The organism is Vibrio aerogenes, assembly GCF_024346755.1.
Classification (GTDB): domain Bacteria; phylum Pseudomonadota; class Gammaproteobacteria; order Enterobacterales; family Vibrionaceae; genus Vibrio; species Vibrio aerogenes.
The window spans coordinates 472412-495022 of the sequence record NZ_AP024861.1 but is presented as its reverse complement, the minus strand read 5'-3'; the positions used below and the strand labels follow the sequence as shown (position 1 = coordinate 495022).

The window sequence follows — 22611 nt, the reverse complement described above, 5'->3', positions numbered from 1 at the left end:
ATCCTGAGTTCCGGATACATCACAACATCACAGCCTCAACCCCGGCGGGCCTAAAGCGCCCCTTCTTCATACTCGACACCCGCATCCGTTGACTGCGGAATCTCTATAGATTGAGCAATCCGGGCGATGGTCTGATGATTGAAAATCGTGCGCAGCGACAAGATCACACCATGCTGCTTTTCCAGTACAGACGTCAGCTGCATCGCCGTCAGTGAATCCCCGCCAATGGAGAAGAAATTATCAGTCACACTCAGCGGTTTAGGCCAGGACAGCACCTGAGTCAGCGCCTGTGTCAGCAGCATCTCTTCAGGGCTTGAAGGCGCGACGAATTCATGCTGCTGACTGTCAGAAACAATCGATTGAGCAATCACGGTCAGCTGCTTACGGTCAAGCTTGCCGTTCGCCGTCAGCGGAATTTTCCGGCATAAGACGATGTGCTGTGGCAACATATAGTCCGGCAGCTGCGCTCTCAGTACCGGTGCAACCAATGCTTTCTCCTGTGATGAAAATCCATGTTCCGGCACCGGCATATAGTCTTCTGTTAACTGTGCCTGAATTGCCGGGTCATCGGTTTCCACAAACAGCAGAATCTGTTTTGACGGCGCGTCGGTGACCAGCGCCAGCGCTTTTTGAATCCCCGGAACAGCAGATGCAACATGCTCAATTTCGCCAAGTTCGATACGGTGCCCGTGCACTTTCACCTGATTGTCACGACGGCCGGAAAACTCAACCACGCCATCGGGCCAGAAACGGCCGGTATCTCCGGTCCGGTAATACCGCTGACCTTCATGCACGACAAACTGAGCTGCGGTTTTCTCCGGATCGCCAAAGTAACCTTGCGCGACGCCTTCACCACCAATCCACAGCTCGCCGATGACCCAGTCCGGACAATCCCGGCATTGTTCATCCATCACCCGGTAAGACTGGTGACTCAACGCATAACCATAAGGAATACTGCGCCACTGCGGATCAACCTGCGAAACAGGAAATGCATTGGACCAGATAGCCGCTTCGGTTGCACCACCTAAAGCAAGCAATTTTGTCTGCGGGTTCTGCTGATGCAAACGCGGATACAGATCCAGTCCGACCCAGTCACCGGAAAGTAACACGTGCTCTAATGTCTCCGGCAAGTGCCATACTTCGCTGCTTTCTGCTGCAATTAACAACATTTCAAACAATGCAGGCACCGAATTCCAGACCGTGACCTGATGCTGATTGATCATCTCTAACCAGCACCGGGCTTCCTTACGGTCCGCTTCTGCCGGCACGACAACCGCCCCGCCGACAGCCAGAGGCGCAAAGATATCAAACACGGATAAATCAAAATTCAGTGCTGACAATGCAAACGAGCGGCTCGATGGATTCAGTGAGAGGCGAACAATCATATCGTCAATGGTATTGGCTGCGGCCTGATGCGTCGTGACAACCCCTTTCGGTACACCGGTTGAGCCGGATGTATAAATGATATAAGCCACATTGCCCGGCCAGAACCTCGGCCAGCAGGGTTGCTCGAGTCTTGCTGCGCCGGTATCTGCAATATCAATCACGGGCAGAGAATAACTTTCTGCACTGCTGTCGGCCACCAGACAGCGGGGAGATGCCTGAGCAATGATCTGTTGAATGCGCTGCTGAGGCTGTTCTTTATCCAGTGGTATATAAGCAGCCCCAACCACATGCACGGCCAGTGTTGCGATGATTTGCTCCCGTCCTTTCGGCAGAATGACAGCAACCCGGTCGCCGACACACACATCATGCTGATACAGACGATATGCGAGCCCGGTTGCCCTTTCCGCCAGTTCCTGATAGGTCAGAGAACCCCGCTCGTCAATCAGGGCGATATGGCCGGGATGAGACTCAGCCCATTCGAAGAAACGTCCATGCAGCGTCCGGTGATGAAGCGGTATCAGATTTGTCTGGTTATTGACAAAGCGTTGTTCGAGTTGTTCGTCTGACAGGAAGGCATGAACCGGTTCAGATAATCGTTCAGGCTGTTCAGCCAGCGACGTGATTAAGCGCCCCATAAAGTCAAACATGTGATCGATCATCTGCTCAGGAAACAGTTCATCCACAGAATCCCAGCTGATCACCAGATTGCCGTCGTCCTGCCGGACCTGACAATCCAGCCAGACCTGCGGTGTCTGAGAAACCACATAATCAATTTTTCCGAACGGATAATCCGGGAGGAAATCATGACCAATATTGCTGGTAAAGACCACCGGCATCATGACCTGAGTACCGGACTGTCGCGACATTTCCCGCAGCACATTGACCGCATCAAAACGGGCATGATCCAGCCCGGCCATAAAGGTTTCATTTAAGCAACGGGCATTGTCCAGCAGGGTATCCTGAGCCGAAGGACGACAGGCAAGCAGCATCAGTGTGGTGAAGTCTGCCACCATATCGGCAATGTCCAGCGTTTCATGACGACGGTTAAAAATCGTCAGATTCAGGCAGAACTCCCGGTGATCGCTCCAGCCGCGGAGGGTTTCAGCAAAACAAGCGGCCAACAGCATCGATGGTGTAATCTGGTGCTGATAACCGGCCTGTTGCAATGCCGTCCACCGGGTAGCCGGTAACTGCCACTGCCGGTGAACAAAGCGGGGCTTTCCGGTTTGCTCCGGCCGGACTGCCAGCGGTAGTGCCGGTGCACCGGGCAGGTCCGGAATCTGAGCTTCCCAGTACGCCTGATCGACATCAGAGCCGCCTGTTGTCCGGATATCGTGCAAATATTCAGGGAAATGAACCGTGGGTTCCACCGCTTGAGTCGTTTCAGGATGCGTATAGAAACCGGCCAGATCATCGAGCAGAATTTCAATACTCATGGCATCAGCAATCACCATATCAACATCAACATGCAAACGGCTTCCCTGCGCTGTCTGGCTGACACAAACCGCAAATCCCGGCTCCGTACGCAAATCAGGTACTCTGCTTTGCAACTGTTCCCGAAGTTCCAGCTGCTTTTGCTGCGCTTCTGAATCACTGAGATCCTGCCACGGGTAAACCGTTATCCGGGCCGGTTCATATGCAATAAAATAACCCGCCCCGTCTGCATTCATTCTCATCCGCAACAGACTGTGACGCTGAACCAGCGCATTCAAGGCATCGCTGAGTCTGTCGGTATCCAGCGTCGGGCAATTAAATTCAAGATAAGCGTGGCAGGCCACGCCCCCCAGAACCAGATCAGGATTCCGGCCCTGCCAGTAAGCCCGCTGAATATTGGTCAGCTCAAAGGGCTGGCTCAGGACATCATCCGGGCAGTTTTCTGCACAAACCTGCGATGTTGAGACCGGCGTTTCCTGATGCCACAGGGACAGCCACCCCTGAATCGTCGGATGCTCATAAAGACGAACCAGCTCATAATGAACGCCCGCTTTTCGTGCTTCATCGACAAAATCAATCAGCTGAACAGAATTCAGTCCCAGATTAATCAGATTGTCCTGATCAGAGAGCGTGTCTGTCTCAATATCCAGCGCCTCTTTCAGCCAGCGGGTGATAAATGCATGCCCATCCACGGCAGCTTCAGCCACGGCGCCCAGTGAATCAACAGCACCAGCTGCTTCAGGCAACTCAATCCAGTAACGCTCCCGGCAGAAAGGATACAAAGGCAATAAGTTGATGACCGTTGCCGGGAAAATCGGATAGCTGACAGAAGCTGACCAGTCATAGTGCTCTCCCTGCAACCAGAGTTCCACCTCAGAACCGGCGGTTTGACTGTCCGGCAAAATGCCACAGGCGATTTCATCGAGTTGTGCCGTCAGGTCAGCAACATCTGCATATTTCAGACACACCCGGACCGGCAATCCGTGCTCCCGTTTACATAACCAGGCCTGTATCAGCGGCTGATGCATCGTATCAGGCTGATGCTGTAACAGTGATTTCCAGCGTGCCGCCAGAGCACGCAGGCTGTGTTCACTGGCTGCGGTCAGCGGGAAACGGTTCACCGTCGGTTGACGCAATGGCGGCTGCGACGAACCCGCAGCTGACTGCTGATCTGTGTCTGACAGATCCGTTTCTGATAGATCCGTTTCTGACAGATCGGTTTGCGATTGCCCCGCCTCTGGCCAGTCTGAATCCTGTGGATAATGACGCAAGATCAAATGAGCCAGTGTGCCGGTAAATCCAAACGCATTCACAGCCATCCGGCTGAGTTTCTCAGGACGCACATGACGACTGAATGCATAGCGGGACATCCATTCCGACAAGTGCGGATTGAAGCGGGTAAAGCCCGGATGAGCAAACAAGTGTTGCTGGTGCATCTGCGCGACAGCATGAATCACCCCAACCACGCCCGAAGCTGACTCAAAGTGCCCCAGCTGAGGCTTAAAGGTGGTTAAGTTCAACGCTTTCTGACGGTGGCTATACACACTGTCGAGCGCATGCAATTCAATCGAATCCCCCAACGCTGTGCCGGTGCCGTTCATTTCAACGGCATCAATATCATCAACCGATAAGCCACTTTGTTCCAGAACATCCTGAACCATTGCCCCCTGCGCTAAAGGATTGGGCGCAGTCAGGCTGCTGCTCTCACCATCCTGCCCGACGGCACTGGCTTCTATCACAGCCAGGATGGGGTCGCCATCAGCAACCGCAGCATCATAACTTTTCAGCAGGATTAATCCGGCCCCTTCGGAGCGCATATAGCCATTGGCCTGCTCACTGAGTGTTGAGCAACAACCATCCGGAGAGAGCATGCCTGCGCTGATCAATGCCTGTTCATTCGATGCTGAAAGCAGAAAGTTCACCCCACCGGCAATGGCGGTATTACCGCTACCGGACTGAATGAATTTCACCGCGGCATCAATGGCCACCAAAGAAGAAGAACAAGCCGTATCAATCGTGACTGCCGGACCTCTCAGTCCAAAGTATTTCGCCAGTCTGCCGGACGCCGCACTTCGGGAGTTCCCGGTGACAAAATACCCTTTGGCAAACTTTTCATGATTCTGGCTGACGACCATATCGCTGTAGTCCTGACTGCCCTGACCAATATAAATGCCGTATTTTTGTCCTTTGATTTGTGCAGGAGACCACCCGGCCTGCTCAAACAGATGCCAGCCCAGTTCCATCAGCCAACGCTGTTGTGGATCCATCAACCGGGCTTCCTGAGAAGAAAGACCAAAGAAACGGGCATCAAACTTATCCACATCTTCGAGATAGCCGACCGGCAGGGAAAACTGGCGATCATCCGAAGCCAGCATTTTTCCGGCACACTCACCTTTCATCAGCCAGTCAGCATAGTCACGCCAGGATGAGTCTGCTTCCTGACGGGGTAAACGACAACTGATTGCAACCACAGCAACCTGCTGATTTCTGGCCGAAACTGACGACTGTTCTGTCGCTTGAGATGGGAGACGGGAATGGATCCACTGGCGGAGTGCTTTTACATTCGGGTAAGCAAACAGGATCGTCGGAGACATGGACAACCCATAATGTCCGGCCAGCTGCCGACACCATTGGGCAGCGACAAGGCTGGTCACACCCAGATCTGCAAAACCCTGTTTTTCATCGATAATCTCTTCTCCCAGCACGGCTTTTAGTGACGACAGAATGAAATCAGGTTCTGCGCTCTTCCCGTCTGCTGTGCGAAGGGCAATCTCTTCTTTGTTGATGTCATTAAATGATGCACGATATAAAACATTCAATGTCTCATTGTTGAGATCCATCAGCATATGACGGCGGCGGATTTTACCGCTGGAAGTTTTTTTGAGGTGGCCTTTGGGGATCAGAATGACTTGGGACACCAGCAAGTGATGATGCTGACGCACCCGGGCGTAAATATCCTGAGCCAGACTTTCCAGATATTCTTCAGGCGTATGACGGTGCACTTCACAAATACTATTGATATCGCCGGTCTCAGTATCCTGAACAAAGCAGGCACCACCGATATCTACCAGCTCACAGTATTTTTCAATGGTCGCTTCCATGTCATTGGGCATATGGTTTTCACCCGCCACAATAATCACATCCTTAATTCGTCCGCAAATATACAGCTCACCTTCAAGAAGAAAAGCCAAATCACCGGTCCGTAAATAGTGCTTATCACTGGGTTGCCCGGCCAGTTTTGCCTGATAGACACTTGCTGTCAGCTCTGGCTGATTCCAGTACCCTGCGGGTAAACATTCACCGCTCATCCAGACTTCACCCACCTGACCCGCTTCACACTGAAGACAGGTATCCGGATCCACAATTCTCAAATCCCAGCTGCCAAATTCTTTACCGCAGCCAATCAATTCCCGGCCCTGTGGCGTCTCTTTGGCAATCCCCTGTGCCAGTGCTTTTTCATCAAACGTTTTGCGAATCATCGGTGCGCCGATTTTTTTATAACTGACCACCAGTGTGGCTTCTGCCATGCCGTAACCGGTCATATACATGTCCGGGGTAAAGCCTGCCGGGCGGAAGTAGTCTTGAAACAGGTCAACGGTTTCAGGCCGGATCGGTTCTGCCGCGGTTAAGGCGACTTGCAGGCTGGACAGATCAAGTCCGGGAACCTCTTTTTCATCAACGGCATCCACACATAAACGATAAGCAAAGTCGGGCGCTGTAATAATCGTTGCTTTATATTGTCCAATCAGAGACAACCATGACAACGGATCCGCAACAAACTGACTTGGCCGGATAAAGGTACAGCTCCCGCCGGAGAAAAGCGGAAATAATAAGCCATAAAACAATCCGAGATCATGATAAAAAGGCAACCATGTTGCCGTATGTATACCGTCAACAGCAGCATTCATTCTGACCATCAAGTGATGGTGATTCATGATATTTTTATCATAATTACACACCGCTTTCGGTACCCCGGTCGACCCCGACGAATATTGCAGCATAACGGGTGCAACCGGCGCCCGGAACATCGTTTGGGTGAGTGAGAACCCCTGATGAGTTTCAAATAATTCATCCAGATAGATAACCTGCCGTTCCTGATTCCATCCCAGTGATTCAATACTTTCTCTGGATGAAGACATGGCGAGAATAATTTTCGGATCGCAGTCCTTCATGATATGGGTCAGCATGGTTTTCACCCGGCGGATTCTTTTCTCTCCGGGCAGATTGACCGGTACCGCCGTCACGCCTGACATCGCACAGGCTAAAAAACTGAACACAAAATAAGAACTACCAGGAAGCAACAGCAGTGCTCTTTGGCTATAGTGCGGGAGTAAGTATTCAGAAATGATGCTTATTTTATGCTCGACGTCCTGATAGGTGTAAATTTGATGCGGAAGTGAAGCACAGTCCCGCAAAGCGATTTCACTGGCACGGTGATGAAACTGATCAAGCAGAGTCTGCTGGATCCAGCCTAATTCTTTATACATTATGGTATACCTTATATATAATTTATACCGGACATACCTGAAGTTGTTATCACGTTAATGACGCTTGCTCCGCCAAACTCATTCTGATGTTCAAACCTTTTATGCGATTGGTATCTTTTCTTTTAATATCCCTTTATTTTCAGAAACAACCAACTTGCTCAGCTGATATTCGGCAATACTTTTGCCAGCTCCGGCCATACAGGAATTATTATGACTCACGCTTTGAGCGCAACTTCAGTTTTGGGTATATACATTAACTTCTGAATCAACTGAAACCCTGAGCGCCTGAGGCAGGAAAACTGCAACCAAATCGCTCGTCATGAGTGAAAACAGGATTATCTGTAAGGGATAATGTCAGTATCGTCTTTCTCACAGGCAGAAACAGCTGACAGTGTCTTCAGCGATCGAAATAAAGAACAAATCACATCAAAGATATATTTGAATGTACAGCCGTCACTTATTCATCAGTGGCTTCAAAGTAACACAACACAACGCAGTGCAATAGATATCATAATAAGATATAAAACACAATTATAAAGAGTTGGCATGGGGGGAGGAAGTCAGGGAGTAAAGTGGCTTTTAAAATAGGATTATCAGTGCTTATCGTCAGGATAATATCGCTATCAAACAAGTAAAAAACCTGACATCAATGTCAGGTTTTTTCATCAGATTCCTATTGGGATTGAAAATACGTGAACTAGCCTGCCGCGGCTCTCTGCACATCCTGCTGATAACTTGTCGTTGTGTCATATACCGACAATGGATTGGTTCTGGCTGAAGCGGCCGTTGATTGAGAACGACTCTGCTGCGCTGAAACACCACGCGAACTGGTTATAGAAGCCGCAGAAGCTATCATGCTTCTCGCATGGGCAATCGTACCAGTCTCAGTCGAATTCGCATTTTTCTTCATCGAATCTGCCAGTTTATTGAGCTCTTTAGTGACAAATTTACTCGATCCTTTGTAAGCACCATATACAGCTGCTTTCGAGGCCAGATTCCCGACATTTTTATCGGTAAACAGACCGACGAGTTTATCCATCCCTGTCCATGACAAAGTTGCATTCACCGCTTTACTCAAATATGGTGATGCTTTCAGCGCTAATTCCTGAACCCATTTCCCTACCTTAACTCCGATATCTACAGAAACTGACGTAATAAAGCTTGCCGCCATTGATATCCCCGCTTTCGTGAAAGAACCTGTTTTCCCAAGCGTCATAAACCCATCGTATAACAGACATCCCAACATCCCGACGGAGCAGGAGAAGCCTCTGAGGGTATCATTAACCCACTTACTCTTAGATACTTCCCGATAAACATTTTTAGCAATTCGCTTCAACAGCTTACGTGCTTTCTTAAACAACTTCTTAAAGAAGTGCCCCGATGGGTCTGAGTATTTCATCGGATTATTGACAACATAGCTATAGCGATTGTAAGACTGCGTATTATCCGGTGCCTGGATATAAGGATCAGCGCTGATAAAACGAGCCAGTATCGGGTCATACACCCGTCCATTCATATGAATCAGTCCGACTTCTGTCACCTCTTCATGGCCGGTATAAGTCCGGTTCATCATCAGCGCCTGTGCAACATAATTAGACGGTTTAGCCCATTCAAATGCACGTGATTTACCCCATGCGTCATAATTTTTACGGGTAACAATGTTCCCCCAGATATCGGTAACCATATCTACTGATTGTAAAGCATCACTATGACTATAACGAACCTGTCGATCAACAGAAGCATCATTTCCGTCACCATCGGTCTTTTTCACATCGATATTGACAGCAATCAGGCGACCACCCGCATAAACATACTGCTTATGGGTAACTTTGCCATCAGTTCCTTCAACACGTTCGTAAGATTTATCAAAATACCACGTTTTCTCACCGTTGTTATTTTGCTTAAAGTAGCGCTTCCTGTCCTGATCATACTTGAATGAAGCCCAACTATCAGCCGAAGTCATCTTTTCTGGCTTATTGAAACCAGTCCAGACAAAGCTTCTTCCATTTCCGGACAGCATATTACCGTTATTATCATATGTATATGTCGCATCACCAGCTTTCGTTACTGCATGAGCGTGAGAAGCATCCGCATACAGATAATTACCGACATCGGATTTATAAACGATATTTCCACCCGTACTGTATTTCACAGTATACGTCTGATTAAACAGTGGATTATCCATATGTTTGCCATTTGTCCCCGTCAGGCGGTTCGAAATTAAGCGATCCAGTTTGTCATAACTGTACGTTTCATAAATATCATTCACGATATCGTAACGACTGGTCACATTGTCCATACGATCATACGTATATTGAAGCGAGCGAATCAGCTTACTTCCCTGACGGGTTGAAACATTCAGTAACTGACCACTGCCTTCATGGTAGTCATAGCTATTGATCAACCCGTTACCATAAACCTCAGCTGTAATCCTTCCTTCAGCATCCATATCACTCATTTTCCAGTAACTGAGACGCCCGGCAGATGGGTTATCATCTTTCAATGCTTGCAGCTGCTCAGCTTCTGTCTCACTCGACGTCGTCAAAGAACGATATTTTTGTGACACCAGTTTGACCTGTTTCACCAGATTCACCAACTGATTTGCCGCTTCCAGATAGGTGGTTGCTTTTTGATTAATATGATCCTGAACATACTGAGCACGCTGAATATCACTTGCCAGTGTGTTCAAGCGGGTGAACATCTGGCGCATCCGTTGATCATAAAGCGGATCATCCCGGTCAAGCGTAAACGTTGCCAGTCCTGATGTACCTTCCGGCGTATAATTACCGTAATAAGCCACCTTATCAGAAGATGTCAGGCTGCTTTCAACGGCTGCCCATTCTTCCAGACTCACCTGACGTAAAACATTGCCTTCCAGCTTAAGATGGAATTGGGGGGACTGAATAACCGGAATCATCATCGAACCATTCACGATAACAGTGCGGTCAGGCACCCTATAATATTCTTCGCCATATTCATCGGTATACACATCTAATGCACGTCCATGTAATTCGGCATACATCTTTTGCGCATATTTTGCATTCTCAGAAGCTCCATCAACAGAAATGACATGATCCTGAAGTGCCTGATATTCCTCCTGACGCGCCTGATAAAAGTATTGCTGTGCCCGAAGCTCTTTCACTTTTTGCAGATAATCTTTCGCACGGGCCAATGCCTGATCAATCAACGGCAGAATGACCTGTTGATATTCTTCAGCACTGAAATTCACCTGTGCCTGAGTAATATCTCCCCAGATTTCCGTATTGATCCCCGTCGTGTTATCACGCTTGTAGTTCAGCGTAAAGTTATCAGGTCGGGTCTCCTTCACTAATTGTCCCAAAGTGTTATACTCAAATGAGCGCGTAAATGTCTGATCTTCCGTAATCTGTTCTTCTTTAATCTTCCGGCCGGCAGTATCAAAGTAGTAATTCTCGATCAGCTCATCTTTTACTTCACTTTGCAGCAACGCACCATTCCAGCGGCGGGTCCCATTCTTATCTGAAACAGCATCATAAGCCCAGATTGTCGTCCGGTTTTTAGTCGTTTCACCACTCTGTTTTGTTTGTTCGGTGCGTTTTATCATCCGGCCAAGCGCATCATAGGTCATCGCAGACGTTTGGTCTTTTGCATCCGTAACGCTTTGCAACTGACCAAATCCATCATAAACATATGTCCAGGTACCCAGATCCGGATCTTTGTGGTAGATCTTTTTACCCTGAATGTTGTACTGGAAGGATGCTGTATGGCCGCCCGAGTCTGTCACCTGTTTTAATGAACCGTCGGCGTAGTAATGTTTAGAAACCTTACCACCTTCGGCCTCACTAACCTGAATTTGCCACCCCATGACGTTAGTGTAAGTTGAATGTTTTCTGCCATTTGCATCCGTTTTAACTTTCACAAACGGACTGTATGTATAAGTCACCCAACTACTGTCTTTACCCGCGGGTCCGGGTTCAGACACAGAAACAAGCCGACCTGATTTATCATAGTGATTATAAGTATATTGTGGCACATCGCCCTGATAATAAGCACGTGTCACAGACAATACCTGATTCAGCGCATTGTATTGGCTATCCACTATCGCCCACTTACCATTCAATGCCTTATGTGACTTACGGATTTCACGATCAAGCAGATCGTAGAAAACAGCTTCATCAGGCTTACCGCTGGTTTGTGATACTTTACAATACACAGCACCTGATGGCACCGGACCACACTGGCTGGCTGATGCTGATAAATAGCTGATATAGGTTTTCACAAATCCATTTGTTGTTGGTTGCCAGATCTCTGTCTTACGACCGAAACTATCCTTATAAATCCGGGATTCAAGGTTGTTGATATCGCGAATTGTAGTCAAATTATTGACCCGATCAAACACCGTCCGGATCTGGTGTCCCATAGGATCGGTCCGGGATTCAGTCAGCGTAGCCTGTGAAAAGTTTTGCAATGATGCTGTTGTCCGGCTGGACTGACTTCCGTTTTGCTGAGCCGAAATCGTTTCAGATTCAGGGAAACCTTCATCGTTATAGTGATATTGTTTTGTCACTGCTAACGAATTCCCTGGGTTCTTGGTTTCTTTGAGCAACAGACCGGTGTCCGGATCATATTCATTCACCAATGACCGGACAATTTTACTGCCATCAGCATGAATATGAGTAGTTTGTACATGAGTCAAAAGACCAATCAGCCACTTCGCACTATTATCATTGCTGTATTGTTTTTCAACTTCGGTCTTATATGACTCGCTTACCCCACTGACCGGGTTGATCCCGGTTGTCTCAGTCACGCTTTTCGCAGGATTACCATAATCATCAACCTGTTCATTGGATGTGACAATCGTTCTGAGCAGGTCTTTACTCAGATCATATTCTTTGTCCGTGCGGGTTGTCTCATAAACCAGATAGGTTTCGTGTGAAACAGTAACTGGTGTATTGCTCAGAACTTGCTGATATTGAACAGGATCAACAATATAAGTAACTTCTTGCTGTATCGGTTGCAAAGCAAGCTGTGCGGCAACATCCTGAGATACAGCCGTCAAAGTTGCTTTCGCACCATGAGATAATTCTGAAATTTCTGCAAAATTTTCTGCCAGATAATATTGCGGTGATGGTGAGATCGGCACGATAATCGAGCCGGCTATCGGCACATGCATCTCTGGTTTCTTTACATAATATTGATTTTGATACTGAATCAGCTGATACGGTTTACTGGCAAGACTTTGTACCTTTGTATTCACTTCAAGCTGTGATTTCTGATAAGCCTGACCGGTTCGTGTCTGTGTTTTATACCCAAAAGCAGTTTCTGACTCTCTGGTCAATGTGAGGTGACGATAGTTCCAGAAACTATCCTCATTACATTTGGAACAAGTCGCATCAAGTTGATCATCATTTGCAAGATATTCCTGCGAATGTTTTGTCCGCTGGGTATAAGGGAATGCCGTATATAACTCAACGTAATGGTTACGGCTGTTCTTACCATTAATGAACTCCCTTTGCATGATCCATGAGAACCCGCCGCTTCGTTCACCAGCACCATGATAAGTATACGGCCCATATCGGAAAACATAACTGGTTTTTCCGCTTCCGTTATCCGCATCCAACCGGTAAGCGACCTGGCTGGCAAGTGAAAGTGAACGCATCGGCAATTCTGGTGGTGTTAGCTTGGTACGATCCGTATGCGCTCCGTAAGAACCGAACCAGACCTGAGAGGTCATCCCCAATCCGTTTGTGACTTTGGATAATAAAAACTGACGGGCAGGCGTACTTGCTGAAGCACAATTGAGCTGACCAGATTGACTGGTACAAAAATCCAGTTTGCTATCCTGATTGAGGTCGAAAAACCAACGTTTGCCATCTCCCCACGAAGTGATCTTAAACCGATAGTTTTCATGATTGATATTCGTACATGAGACCTGAGTGCCTATCGCCCGGCAGAAATCAATCACACCATCCTGATTGAAATCCTGCCACCAGCTTTTGCCGGTATCTCCCCAGGTGCCAGCCCAGTCTGTGCCACCTTCCAGCACCAAATCATTATTCAGCTCTGTAACCTGCTCCAAAGAACCATAAGAACAAGTTAAATCAATCTCTTTTCCGGCACTATTCTTTGTTGCGCGGCATAAATCACTGGCACCATCACCATTGATATCGACCCACCATCGCTTGTCACTGGCGCCAGCTTTAGTCAATGAAAAATGACGTTCCTGAGCACCTTTCACTTCAGTGCCATTGAACAAGGTACAAGTCATTGCACCTGTCGTTGCAATCCGGCATAAATCCTGGCTGCCATTGCCATCCAGATCGACCCAGCTGACCTGAGCACCTTTCTCCCAGGTCATATTTTTCAGATGAAGGGTGTCTTTCCAGAGGAAACCTGAATCTTGCTTTTCCAGTTGACTACAAACCAGATCGGTTGTCACCCGGCGACAAAACTCTGTCACCCCGTCACCATCCATATCCTGCCACCAACGATAATCTTTGACACCGAGATCAGGTAAAGGATATTGGTCCGATTTTTGACTACCATCACGTGAAAAAGTCGTACAAACCAACTGTTGATTATCATCCCGGCAATACTCATTTTTGTTATCACCATTGAGATCCAACCACCAATGAGAGTCAGCGCTTCCCCAATTTGTTAAAGTAAAGGCAATCTCATGGTTTTCCCCCGCCACGTTAAAATGGCAATTCATCCCGGACGATGCTGTTTTACAAAAATCAAAATCACCATTCCCGGTCACATCAGTCCACCATGAAATCGGGTAACCACTCCAGCCAGCTGGCGTCTTCTTACCCCAGTTCCCCATTTGAGTATTCAAAGTACTTTGACTGAAAAATTCCTGATCTGCTGCCGGCTGTTGAATATTGTTCCAGGTAAAAGTGGTTGCCGGCAAACATTGATTGCTGCTGTCACAATACTGAACAGAGCGAACAAGATGACCATCAATTGAGGAAACCTGAGTCTCCCCTTTTGGCTGGTAATTAATTTTATAATAAGTTTTCAGCGTATCACTGGCTGAAAGCTCAATGCGGGTCAGCCTTTCAGAAGATGAATAGAGTTTGCCAACCTTGTTTTTCCGGGATAACAGAAAATCAGAATTTGGCATGGGTTGATATTTAAAATCAACCTGATAAATATCATAACTAATCCGGGAAATATCTCCGTTATCCGTATAGGTATACTTCACTGGATTCGTCTGCGTCGTATTTGTTGTTTCACTTAACAGCCATAGACCACTCTGCGTATGAAAACGATAAGTCATCTGCTCACCGGATTTTGTTTTAGCAACAAAGTAACTGCCAGAATCAGAGGCGTTATTTGTCAGTGAAATCCGGGTCAGGTTATCTTGCTGCAGGAAATAAACGGAGCCATCTTCGCCCCGGATACCATCAGCAATAACCATTCGGGAACCATTCAGGCAAAACTTATCCCGCGGGCTATTTTCTGCCGGTAAATATTGCTGATCGGTAAACTGGTTGCTACTGCAACGTCCAATTGATGTCAGGCCACTTAAAGTAAAACCAACGCCCATCGATGAATGACTGTCAACCTGACTGGAATATTCAATCGCCAGTTGCGGGGTATTTCCACCACGCCCATCAGGTAGTTCCAAAGGTATTTGATAAGAGGCGATTCCCTGAGTAATACTCAGTTCTCCAGGCAACGTCCCGACTGTTTCTGTATAAGAAACAGTTTGAGCACACACGGAAGCGGTTAAAAGACCCAACAGGCCGGCGAGCTTATTCATAGATTTATGATCCCATTCCTACTTAACATTGTTGTGACATCACGACATGATATGATAAATAATATTATTCATTTTCCGAACTGAGCGATTTTAGCTCTTGTTCTAGTTGCTGTGTTTGTTGGTCGATCTCTTGTGAAGAGAGCACATGGTCAGACTCACCTAACTCACCATGAATCAACACCTTACGAAGTTGTCTGACCGGAGCCTGACGATTTATTTTTTCTACTGTCAAGGGTTCTTTTTTATGAGCAGAAACAGGTGACTGAACATTTTCTTCAGTCGACAAAAATGTATTAGGTTCTGTCTGGGTATCGTTATACCAAAGCAGAATATTAATACCAGCAACCAGAACTGAACCTATAAAAAAAATCACTAGCCAACGATTAATTATCACTTCCCACCTGACACACAATCGAATAAAATTAATTAAATCATAATAAAAACAAGGTCATAAATTATATAACTAACATTACTATGACACTGGATACATATTTTAATCTAAGCATTATATTTTTTAAAATATCATAAAAAAATTTTAAAAAAAATAACTAACTATAAAGAGAACTTAATTGTATGAAAAATAAATTTATTATGGCATAGATCACTATCAACTAATATTTTGATAAGTTGATTTTAATTTTTTATCAGGTAAAAATATAAGGAATTATTAATTTAAAATTATTTACAATAGTCAGAATTTCTGACTATTCAGTTCAGTATATTACAACCGGAAGATTAAGCACATGAGAAAACTAATTATTTTAGCACTAGGGTTAATGACCTCTCTTAGCGTATTTGCAACGACAAATGCTGGAAACGGTCAGACATGGTACGGACCATTTACTATCACGAAGTTAGCCCGATATTATGATGGAGCCCACAGGATGACGGTTCATGTAGCAGAAACACCAAGTACAACCTGTAGTATCACCAACGAACAGAAGATGGCATCTTACCAGACAGCCAATGACAGTAATTATAGTATGCAAATGTTCACAGTGTTAGCGACAGCACAAGCACAAAATAAAAAGGTTATGTTATTACTGGATAGAACATGTGCTGCAAACTATGGCTTGAATGTTCACGGTGTTGAGATTTTATCTGATTAATTTTTATTACTCCCCAACATGCTGAGGCTGTCAAAGCATAAAATCTCCGGAGCAAAATATGAAATCTATATTACTTGTTATTTTAGGACTATTTCTTTCCTGTAGTACATATGCAACCACACATGCAGGTACGAACCAAATATGGCATGGACCATTCACAATTACTAAACTAGCCAGATATTACGACGGTGCTCATCGGATGACTGTTCATGTAGCAGAAACACCAAATACAACTTGTAGTGTCACCAATGAGCAGAAAATGGCTACCTATCATTACGATAATAACTCTGATTTTAGTATGCAAATGTTCTCAATTTTGGCTACAGCACAAGCACAAAATAAAAAAGTCATGTTGCTGTTAGATCATACTTGTGCAGCTAACTACGGTCTTAATGTCCATGGTGTAGAAATATTAAGTAATTAAAAGTTGTAAGTTCAATGCATTAATTTCTTTTTCATAAATAAACCCTGACGATAAAGACAGGGTTTATTGTATAAGTCTTACAACTCTCGAAAATTTAGTTATCTATTCCACAGTCACCGACTTCGCCAGATTCCGCGGCTGATCCACATCGGTACCTTTAATCAAAGCCACATGGTAAGACAGTAACTGCATTGGCACGGTGTAGTAAATTGGTGCGGTAATTTCACTGACCTTCGGCATGGTGATGATTTTCATGGTTTCATCGGATTCAAAACCCGCACCTTCGTCAGCGAAGACATACAACAAGCCACCGCGGGCCCGCACTTCTTCGATATTTGACTTCAGTTTTTCCAGCAGTTCATTTCCGGGCGCAACGACCACAACCGGCATATCCGCATCGATTAACGCCAGTGGGCCATGTTTCAACTCACCGGCGGCATAAGCTTCAGCATGAATGTAAGAAATCTCTTTCAGCTTGAGTGCTGATTCCAGTGCAATGGGGTAGTACTCACCCCGGCCGAGGAACAAAGTGTTGTGTTTGTCTGCAAAATCAATGGCTAAGGCTTCGATCTGCTTATCAAACTTGAGTGCTGACTCAATCTGGGCCGGCAGCGCACGCAATGCATCGACGATTTCTTTCTCTTTCGCTGCATCGATTCGCTGCTTCTGTTTCCCGATGCCGGTAACCAGCATCAGTAAAGCGGCAAGTTGCGTGGTAAATGCTTTGGTCGATGCGACACCGATTTCAGCGCCGGCGCGGGTCATAAATGCAATGTCAGACTCACGGACCAGCGATGATCCGGCCACATTACAGATCGTCATCACCGCCATGTAACCTTTTTCTTTGGCAAGGCGCAGCGCTGCCAGTGTATCGGCGGTTTCACCGGACTGAGACAGCGTAATTAACAGACTGTTCGGGCGCGTTACAAACTTACGGTAACGGAACTCAGAAGCGATCTCGACATCACAACTTACCCCTGCAATCCCCTCAAACCAGTAACGGGCGGTCATCCCGGCGTTATACGATGTGCCACAGGCGACGATCTGCACATGTTCAACTTTTTCCAGGATCTCTGCGGCATGCACACCAATACTGTCAACGACAACACTATCTTTACCCAACCGGCCTTCCATCGTATTGATTAACGCTTTAGGCTGCTCGAAAATCTCTTTTTGCATAAAGTGGCGGAATTGACCTTTATCACCGGCATCATGTTCTGCATTCGATTCAGAAATCTCACGCTCAATTTTGACACCATTGACATCAAATACAGTCACCTCACGGCGGGTAATTTCCGCCACATCACCTTCTTCCAGATACATAAAGCGACGGGTCACATTCAGCAAAGCCAGCTGATCAGAGGCCAGGAAGTTTTCCCCGACCCCAAAGCCAATCACAATCGGACTTCCGGAACGGGCAACCACCAGACGGGATGAATCGCGGCGATCCAACACGACAGTACCATACGCACCTTCAAGCTGTTTCGCAGCCTTTTGGACCGCTTCTGTCAGTGATTCACTCTGACGCAGTTCCCACTCAACCAGATGTGCAATCACTTCAGTATCAGTCTGAGATTTGAACTGATATCCCCGCTCCTGCAGCAGCGCTCTGAGTGCTTCATGATTCTCGATAATCCCGTTATGAACCACGGCAATATCGCCCGATACGTGTGGATGGGCATTGGCTTCAGAAGGTTCACCATGTGTTGCCCAACGGGTATGCGCAATGCCGGTGCCACCGGCAACATGAGATTGTTCAACCGCATCTGCCAGTTCCTGAACTTTACCCAGCCGGCGGACCCGGGTCAGCTGATTTTCATGATCAATCACAGCAACCCCGGCGGAGTCATATCCGCGATATTCCAGACGACGTAACCCTTCGACTAAAATTTCAGCCACATCTCGTTGTGCCACTGCACCAACAATTCCACACATATTCTTTCTCCATTCTCATCAATGGTTGGCGACAGACCGGATCAATCTGGCTTCGCCTGCTTCATTTGTTAACCCCGGATGCTGTTCGCTATAAAACACAGGGTATTTATTTCGCACGAATCACTTTGACCTGATGTGCCATAATCAACTGTTCATCTGCTTTGGATAAATCATTATCGGTAACAAGCACACTAATTTTGTCCCATCCAAGTTCAAGGTTTGGAATTTTCCGGCCAATTTTCTCTGACTCAGCCATGACAACGACTTCGCGGGAAACTTCCGCCATCACTTTGCTCAATCCGGTGAGTTCATTAAATGTGGTTGTGCCCCGGCTTAAATCAATGCCGTCACAGCCAATGAACAATTGGTCAAAGTCATAAGAACGAAGAACAGATTCGGCAACCTGTCCCTGAAATGATTCAGAATGCGGATCCCACGTGCCGCCGGTCATTAAAAGTGTGGGTTCGTTTTCCAATTCATGCAACGCATTCGCAATATGCAATGTATTGGTCATCACCACCAAACCCTGTTTATTATTCATCTGCTGAATCAATGCGGCGGTGGTACTGCCACTATCGATCACGATCCTGTGATGATCTTTGATCAGTTTTGCTGCTTCAACCGCAAGTAATTCCTTTTGAACCGAAACATCTGAATTGACCTCATCAATCACAACCTCCTGCGGTAATGCGACCGCACCGCCATACCGTCTCAGTAATTGCCCATTCTTTTCAAGGGAAGTCAGATCTTTTCTGATAGTTACCTCAGAAGTCTGAAAACGCCGGGACAGAGACTCAACACTGACCTCACCATCCTGATTCACCAGCTGAACAATTTCGTGACGCCTGACTTGAGTGTTTCGTTTCAACATAAAAAATGATAACTATAAGTTTCAAAGTGAAACAAATAATAATCAAAACGAAAGGTTATTGTCTATTTATTTTGATAAAAAAAATTAATACTTCATGCAAAAACCTTGTCCTAAAACAAGTCTTAGACAGTGCTATTCTCTTAGTTAGATGATAGAATTCGCCCTCATTAAAGTAAGAAAATTACAAAAATGAATGTTGAGTTACTAAAATACATCACAAAAACCGCGCAACACCCCGAATATTGATGTGTTTTTATTCAAAACAGGGGGTCATTATCAGTTGTAAAATGACCATTCTGTTGAAAGATTTTCAGCTTTGCAGTGTAAGCCGCTTAATGCCCGGCAAACGAACAACAATCCGGGTTAAACCGAAATGTAAAACACTTTAAGGCACCCCTTTTCTTTCAATTTGATATGAATATCGGAGAATATTTTCCATGAAGAAGACCAAAATCGTCTGTACGATTGGCCCTAAAACAGAATCAGTAGAGAAGCTTACCCAACTTGTTGACGCTGGTATGAATGTCATGCGTTTAAACTTCTCTCACGGTGATTACGAAGAACATGGCGGTCGTATCAAAAACTTCCGTCAGGTCATGCAAGCTGCCGGAAAACAACTCGCGATTCTTCTGGATACTAAAGGTCCTGAAATCCGTACCATCAAGCTGGAAAACGGCGATGATGTTGATCTGGTCGCTGGCCAGGAATTCACATTTACAACAGATGCAACGGTGGTCGGAAACAAAGACCGTGTTGCTGTCACTTATCCTGGATTTGCTCAGGATCTTTCTGTAGGTAACACCATTCTGGTTGACGATGGCTTGCTGGAAATGGAAGTGATTGCAAAAACCGAAACAGAAGTGAAATGTACGGTTCTGAACAATGGCGCACTGGGTGAGAATAAAGGTGTGAACCTGCCAAGCGTTTCTGTGAAATTGCCAGCGCTGTCTGAAAAAGATAAATCTGACCTGAAATTCGGTTGTGAACAGGGTGTTGATTTTGTTGCGGCTTCATTTATTCGTAAAGCTGACGATGTCCGTGAAATTCGTGAACTGCTGAATGCAAATGGCGGCGAAAGCATCCATATCATTTCAAAAATCGAAAACCAGGAAGGCGTTGATAACTTCGACGAAATTCTTGAGTTATCCGACGGCATCATGGTTGCACGTGGTGATTTAGGGGTAGAAATTCCACCTGAGGAAGTCATCTTTGCCCAGAAAATGATGATCGAAAAATGTAACCGTGCAAGAAAAGTTGTTATCACTGCAACTCAGATGCTGGATTCAATGATCAAAAACCCACGTCCAACCCGCGCAGAAGCCGGTGACGTAGCTAACGCGATCATGGACGGTACCGATGCAGTCATGCTTTCTGGCGAAACAGCAAAAGGTAAGTATCCTGTAGAAGCGGTAACCATCATGGCGCAAATTGCTCAGCGCACTGATGTTGCACTGAAAGCAGAACTGGGCTCACGTCTTGACAGCCCTCGTCTGAGAATTACTGAAGCCGTTTGTAAAGGCGCTGTCGATACTGCTGAAAAACTGAGTGCACCACTCATCGTGGTTGCAACTGAAGGCGGAAAATCTGCACGCTCTGTCAGAAAGTACTTCCCGACTGCAAACATCCTTGCGCTGACAACCAACAAGAAAACCGCAGCACAACTGGTTCTGTCAAAAGGTATTACACCTGTTGTTGTTGACTCAATTAACAGCACTGACGATTTCTACCACTTAGGTAAAGACCTGGCTTTGAGCTCGGAGCTGGGCCGCAAAGGTGACATCGTTGTCATGGTTTCCGGTGCATTGGTTGCTTCAGGCACAACAAACACTGCCTCTGTTCACGTTCTGTAATCAGTCGTTGAACCGTTGTAACCATGTGATACATTGCAAAAAAGTAAAAAAAGGCGCTGATCAGCGCCTTTTTTATCAGACTTTAGTCTGAAAATTACCAGCCAAAAAATTCTTTATGATGGGTATTGAGTAATACCACCAGCAGCAAAAAGTACAGCGCACTGATTTTTATTCCCAATACAGCCAGAGAACCAATGGTTAATCTCACCAGAAAGTGATAAATCATACAACAACACCTCAAACACAACCTGTTGTTATTAAATAACTTTATAATCATCCAGCCGAAGTAAAGTATGCGGTGATTCAACAACAGAGGCTTTTCAAAATAATTTCACGGTATCATTGTACCAGATTGGTTAAATATTATTCAATTTGCAACTTTAGTCTTATATACTCATCACGTCATAGACGTTCAAATGAAAAAAAGCGGTGAACATCACCGCTTTTTGTACAGAAAATCAGTTCAGAACCGTTTATCAGGAAGCATCCGCTTTTTCCAGATGGACATCCATTTGCGGGAACGGAATCTCGATTCCATTTGCATCCAGCGCTTCTTTCATCGCCTGAGTTAAATCAAAGTATGCCCCCCAGTAGTCTTCCGTTTTCACCCATGGGCGAACCACAAAATTGACTGAAGAGTCCGCCAGCTCGACGACACCGACCGTGACTTCAGGGCTTTTCAAAACACGTTCATCACGTTCCATCACTTCTTTCAGCACTTGTTTGGTTTTTTGCAAATCAGCGCTGTAAGACACACCAACCACAAAATCAATCCGCCGGGTTGCATGGCGGGAGTAGTTTGTAATCGGCCCGCCAATCACACCAGAGTTAGGCACGACAACCATTTTGTTATCCGGCGTTTTTAATACCGTCTGAAAAATCTGAATACTTTCAACCGCACCTGAGACGCCGGAGACTTCAACAAAATCACCTGATTTAAATGGCCGGAAAGCGACAATTAAAATACCAGCTGCAAAATTTGACAATGACCCTTGTAAAGCCAGACCAACAGCAAGGCCGGCAGCACCAATGACAGCAACAACTGAAGCCGTTTGTACGCCAACCCGGCTTAACGCAGCAATGAGTACAATAATGAACAGCAGGTAACGAATCAAACCATGAATAAACTCGACGACTGCCGTATCCATAGCTTTTTTCTTCAGGACTCTGGCAACACTGCCCGCAATCAGTTTGACGAACAGGTTACCAATGAACAGGATCAGTACTGCTGCCAGAATGTTCACGCCATACTGAACCAGCAGGTCGGAATTATCAGTCAGCCAGTGATTCACCTGTGACAGGTTTTCCACTGTTTTTGCTGCGGCAGTATCAGCAATTGAGTCTGTGGCCATTTATCTTCTCCTTTTA

10 protein-coding genes are annotated in these 22611 nt (G+C 46.2%); 3 read left to right on the top strand and 7 right to left on the bottom strand.

What is annotated here, in order from left to right:
- Positions 1 to 50: 50 nt before the first annotated feature.
- The 3 genes from OCV29_RS02230 to OCV29_RS02220 all read right to left on the bottom strand — a co-directional run bounded on the left by OCV29_RS02230 (position 51) and on the right by OCV29_RS02220 (position 15448).
- Entirely contained in the window at positions 51 to 7307 is a 7257-nt protein-coding gene (locus OCV29_RS02230; RefSeq protein ID WP_073601927.1) for a non-ribosomal peptide synthetase, read from the bottom strand.
- A gap of 697 nt (positions 7308 to 8004) precedes the next feature.
- The gene (locus OCV29_RS02225) at positions 8005 to 15054 is read right to left on the bottom strand and encodes an RHS repeat domain-containing protein (RefSeq protein WP_073601928.1); all 7050 of its coding nucleotides are present in this window, start codon (positions 15052 to 15054) and stop codon (positions 8005 to 8007) included.
- 64 nt (positions 15055 to 15118) lie between these two features.
- Positions 15119 to 15448 carry a hypothetical protein gene (locus OCV29_RS02220; RefSeq protein ID WP_139281477.1) on the bottom strand — a complete coding sequence of 110 codons (330 nt, stop codon included), beginning with the start codon at positions 15446 to 15448 and terminating at the stop codon, positions 15119 to 15121.
- A 349-nt stretch (positions 15449 to 15797) separates the two neighbouring features.
- On the opposite strand from OCV29_RS02220, the gene OCV29_RS02215 reads away from it, so the two are divergent.
- Positions 15798 to 16163: a hypothetical protein gene (locus OCV29_RS02215; RefSeq protein WP_139281478.1), complete on the top strand. Its 366-nt coding sequence runs from the start codon at positions 15798 to 15800 to the stop codon at positions 16161 to 16163.
- 58 nt (positions 16164 to 16221) lie between these two features.
- A complete protein-coding gene (locus OCV29_RS02210) occupies positions 16222 to 16587 on the top strand; it encodes a hypothetical protein (RefSeq protein WP_073601931.1) in 366 nt (121 codons plus the stop codon).
- A 102-nt stretch (positions 16588 to 16689) separates the two neighbouring features.
- Here OCV29_RS02210 and glmS read toward each other — a convergent pair whose 3' ends face one another.
- On the bottom strand, positions 16690 to 18522 hold the full coding sequence (gene glmS / locus OCV29_RS02205) for a glutamine--fructose-6-phosphate transaminase (isomerizing) (protein ID WP_073601932.1): 1833 nt from the start codon (positions 18520 to 18522) through the stop codon (positions 16690 to 16692).
- 106 nt (positions 18523 to 18628) lie between these two features.
- Positions 18629 to 19393 carry a DeoR/GlpR family DNA-binding transcription regulator gene (locus tag OCV29_RS02200; protein ID WP_073601933.1) on the bottom strand — a complete coding sequence of 255 codons (765 nt, stop codon included), beginning with the start codon at positions 19391 to 19393 and terminating at the stop codon, positions 18629 to 18631.
- Between the two features lie 437 nt (positions 19394 to 19830).
- Between OCV29_RS02200 and pykF the strand changes: the two genes are divergently transcribed.
- Positions 19831 to 21243 (top strand): pyruvate kinase PykF, encoded by a 1413-nt coding sequence (gene pykF, locus OCV29_RS02195; RefSeq protein WP_073601934.1) that lies wholly within the window; start codon positions 19831 to 19833, stop codon positions 21241 to 21243.
- 94 nt (positions 21244 to 21337) lie between these two features.
- Here pykF and OCV29_RS02190 read toward each other — a convergent pair whose 3' ends face one another.
- Positions 21338 to 21469 carry a hypothetical protein gene (locus OCV29_RS02190; RefSeq protein ID WP_261887357.1) on the bottom strand — a complete coding sequence of 44 codons (132 nt, stop codon included), beginning with the start codon at positions 21467 to 21469 and terminating at the stop codon, positions 21338 to 21340.
- Between the two features lie 250 nt (positions 21470 to 21719).
- Positions 21720 to 22595 carry a mechanosensitive ion channel domain-containing protein gene (locus OCV29_RS02185; protein WP_073601935.1) on the bottom strand — a complete coding sequence of 292 codons (876 nt, stop codon included), beginning with the start codon at positions 22593 to 22595 and terminating at the stop codon, positions 21720 to 21722.
- Positions 22596 to 22611 lie beyond the last annotated feature (16 nt).

Coding starts and splice junctions, on each gene's coding strand:
- OCV29_RS02230 (WP_073601927.1), bottom strand. CDS start 7,307: ATGTATAAAGAATTAGGCTGGATCCAGCAGACTCTGCTTGATCAGTTT.
- OCV29_RS02225 (WP_073601928.1), bottom strand. CDS start 15,054: ATGAATAAGCTCGCCGGCCTGTTGGGTCTTTTAACCGCTTCCGTGTGT.
- OCV29_RS02215 (WP_139281478.1), top strand. CDS start 15,798: ATGAGAAAACTAATTATTTTAGCACTAGGGTTAATGACCTCTCTTAGC.
- OCV29_RS02210 (WP_073601931.1), top strand. CDS start 16,222: ATGAAATCTATATTACTTGTTATTTTAGGACTATTTCTTTCCTGTAGT.
- glmS (WP_073601932.1), bottom strand. CDS start 18,522: ATGTGTGGAATTGTTGGTGCAGTGGCACAACGAGATGTGGCTGAAATT.
- OCV29_RS02200 (WP_073601933.1), bottom strand. CDS start 19,393: ATGTTGAAACGAAACACTCAAGTCAGGCGTCACGAAATTGTTCAGCTG.
- pykF (WP_073601934.1), top strand. CDS start 19,831: ATGAAGAAGACCAAAATCGTCTGTACGATTGGCCCTAAAACAGAATCA.
- OCV29_RS02190 (WP_261887357.1), bottom strand. CDS start 21,469: ATGATTTATCACTTTCTGGTGAGATTAACCATTGGTTCTCTGGCTGTA.
- OCV29_RS02185 (WP_073601935.1), bottom strand. CDS start 22,595: ATGGCCACAGACTCAATTGCTGATACTGCCGCAGCAAAAACAGTGGAA.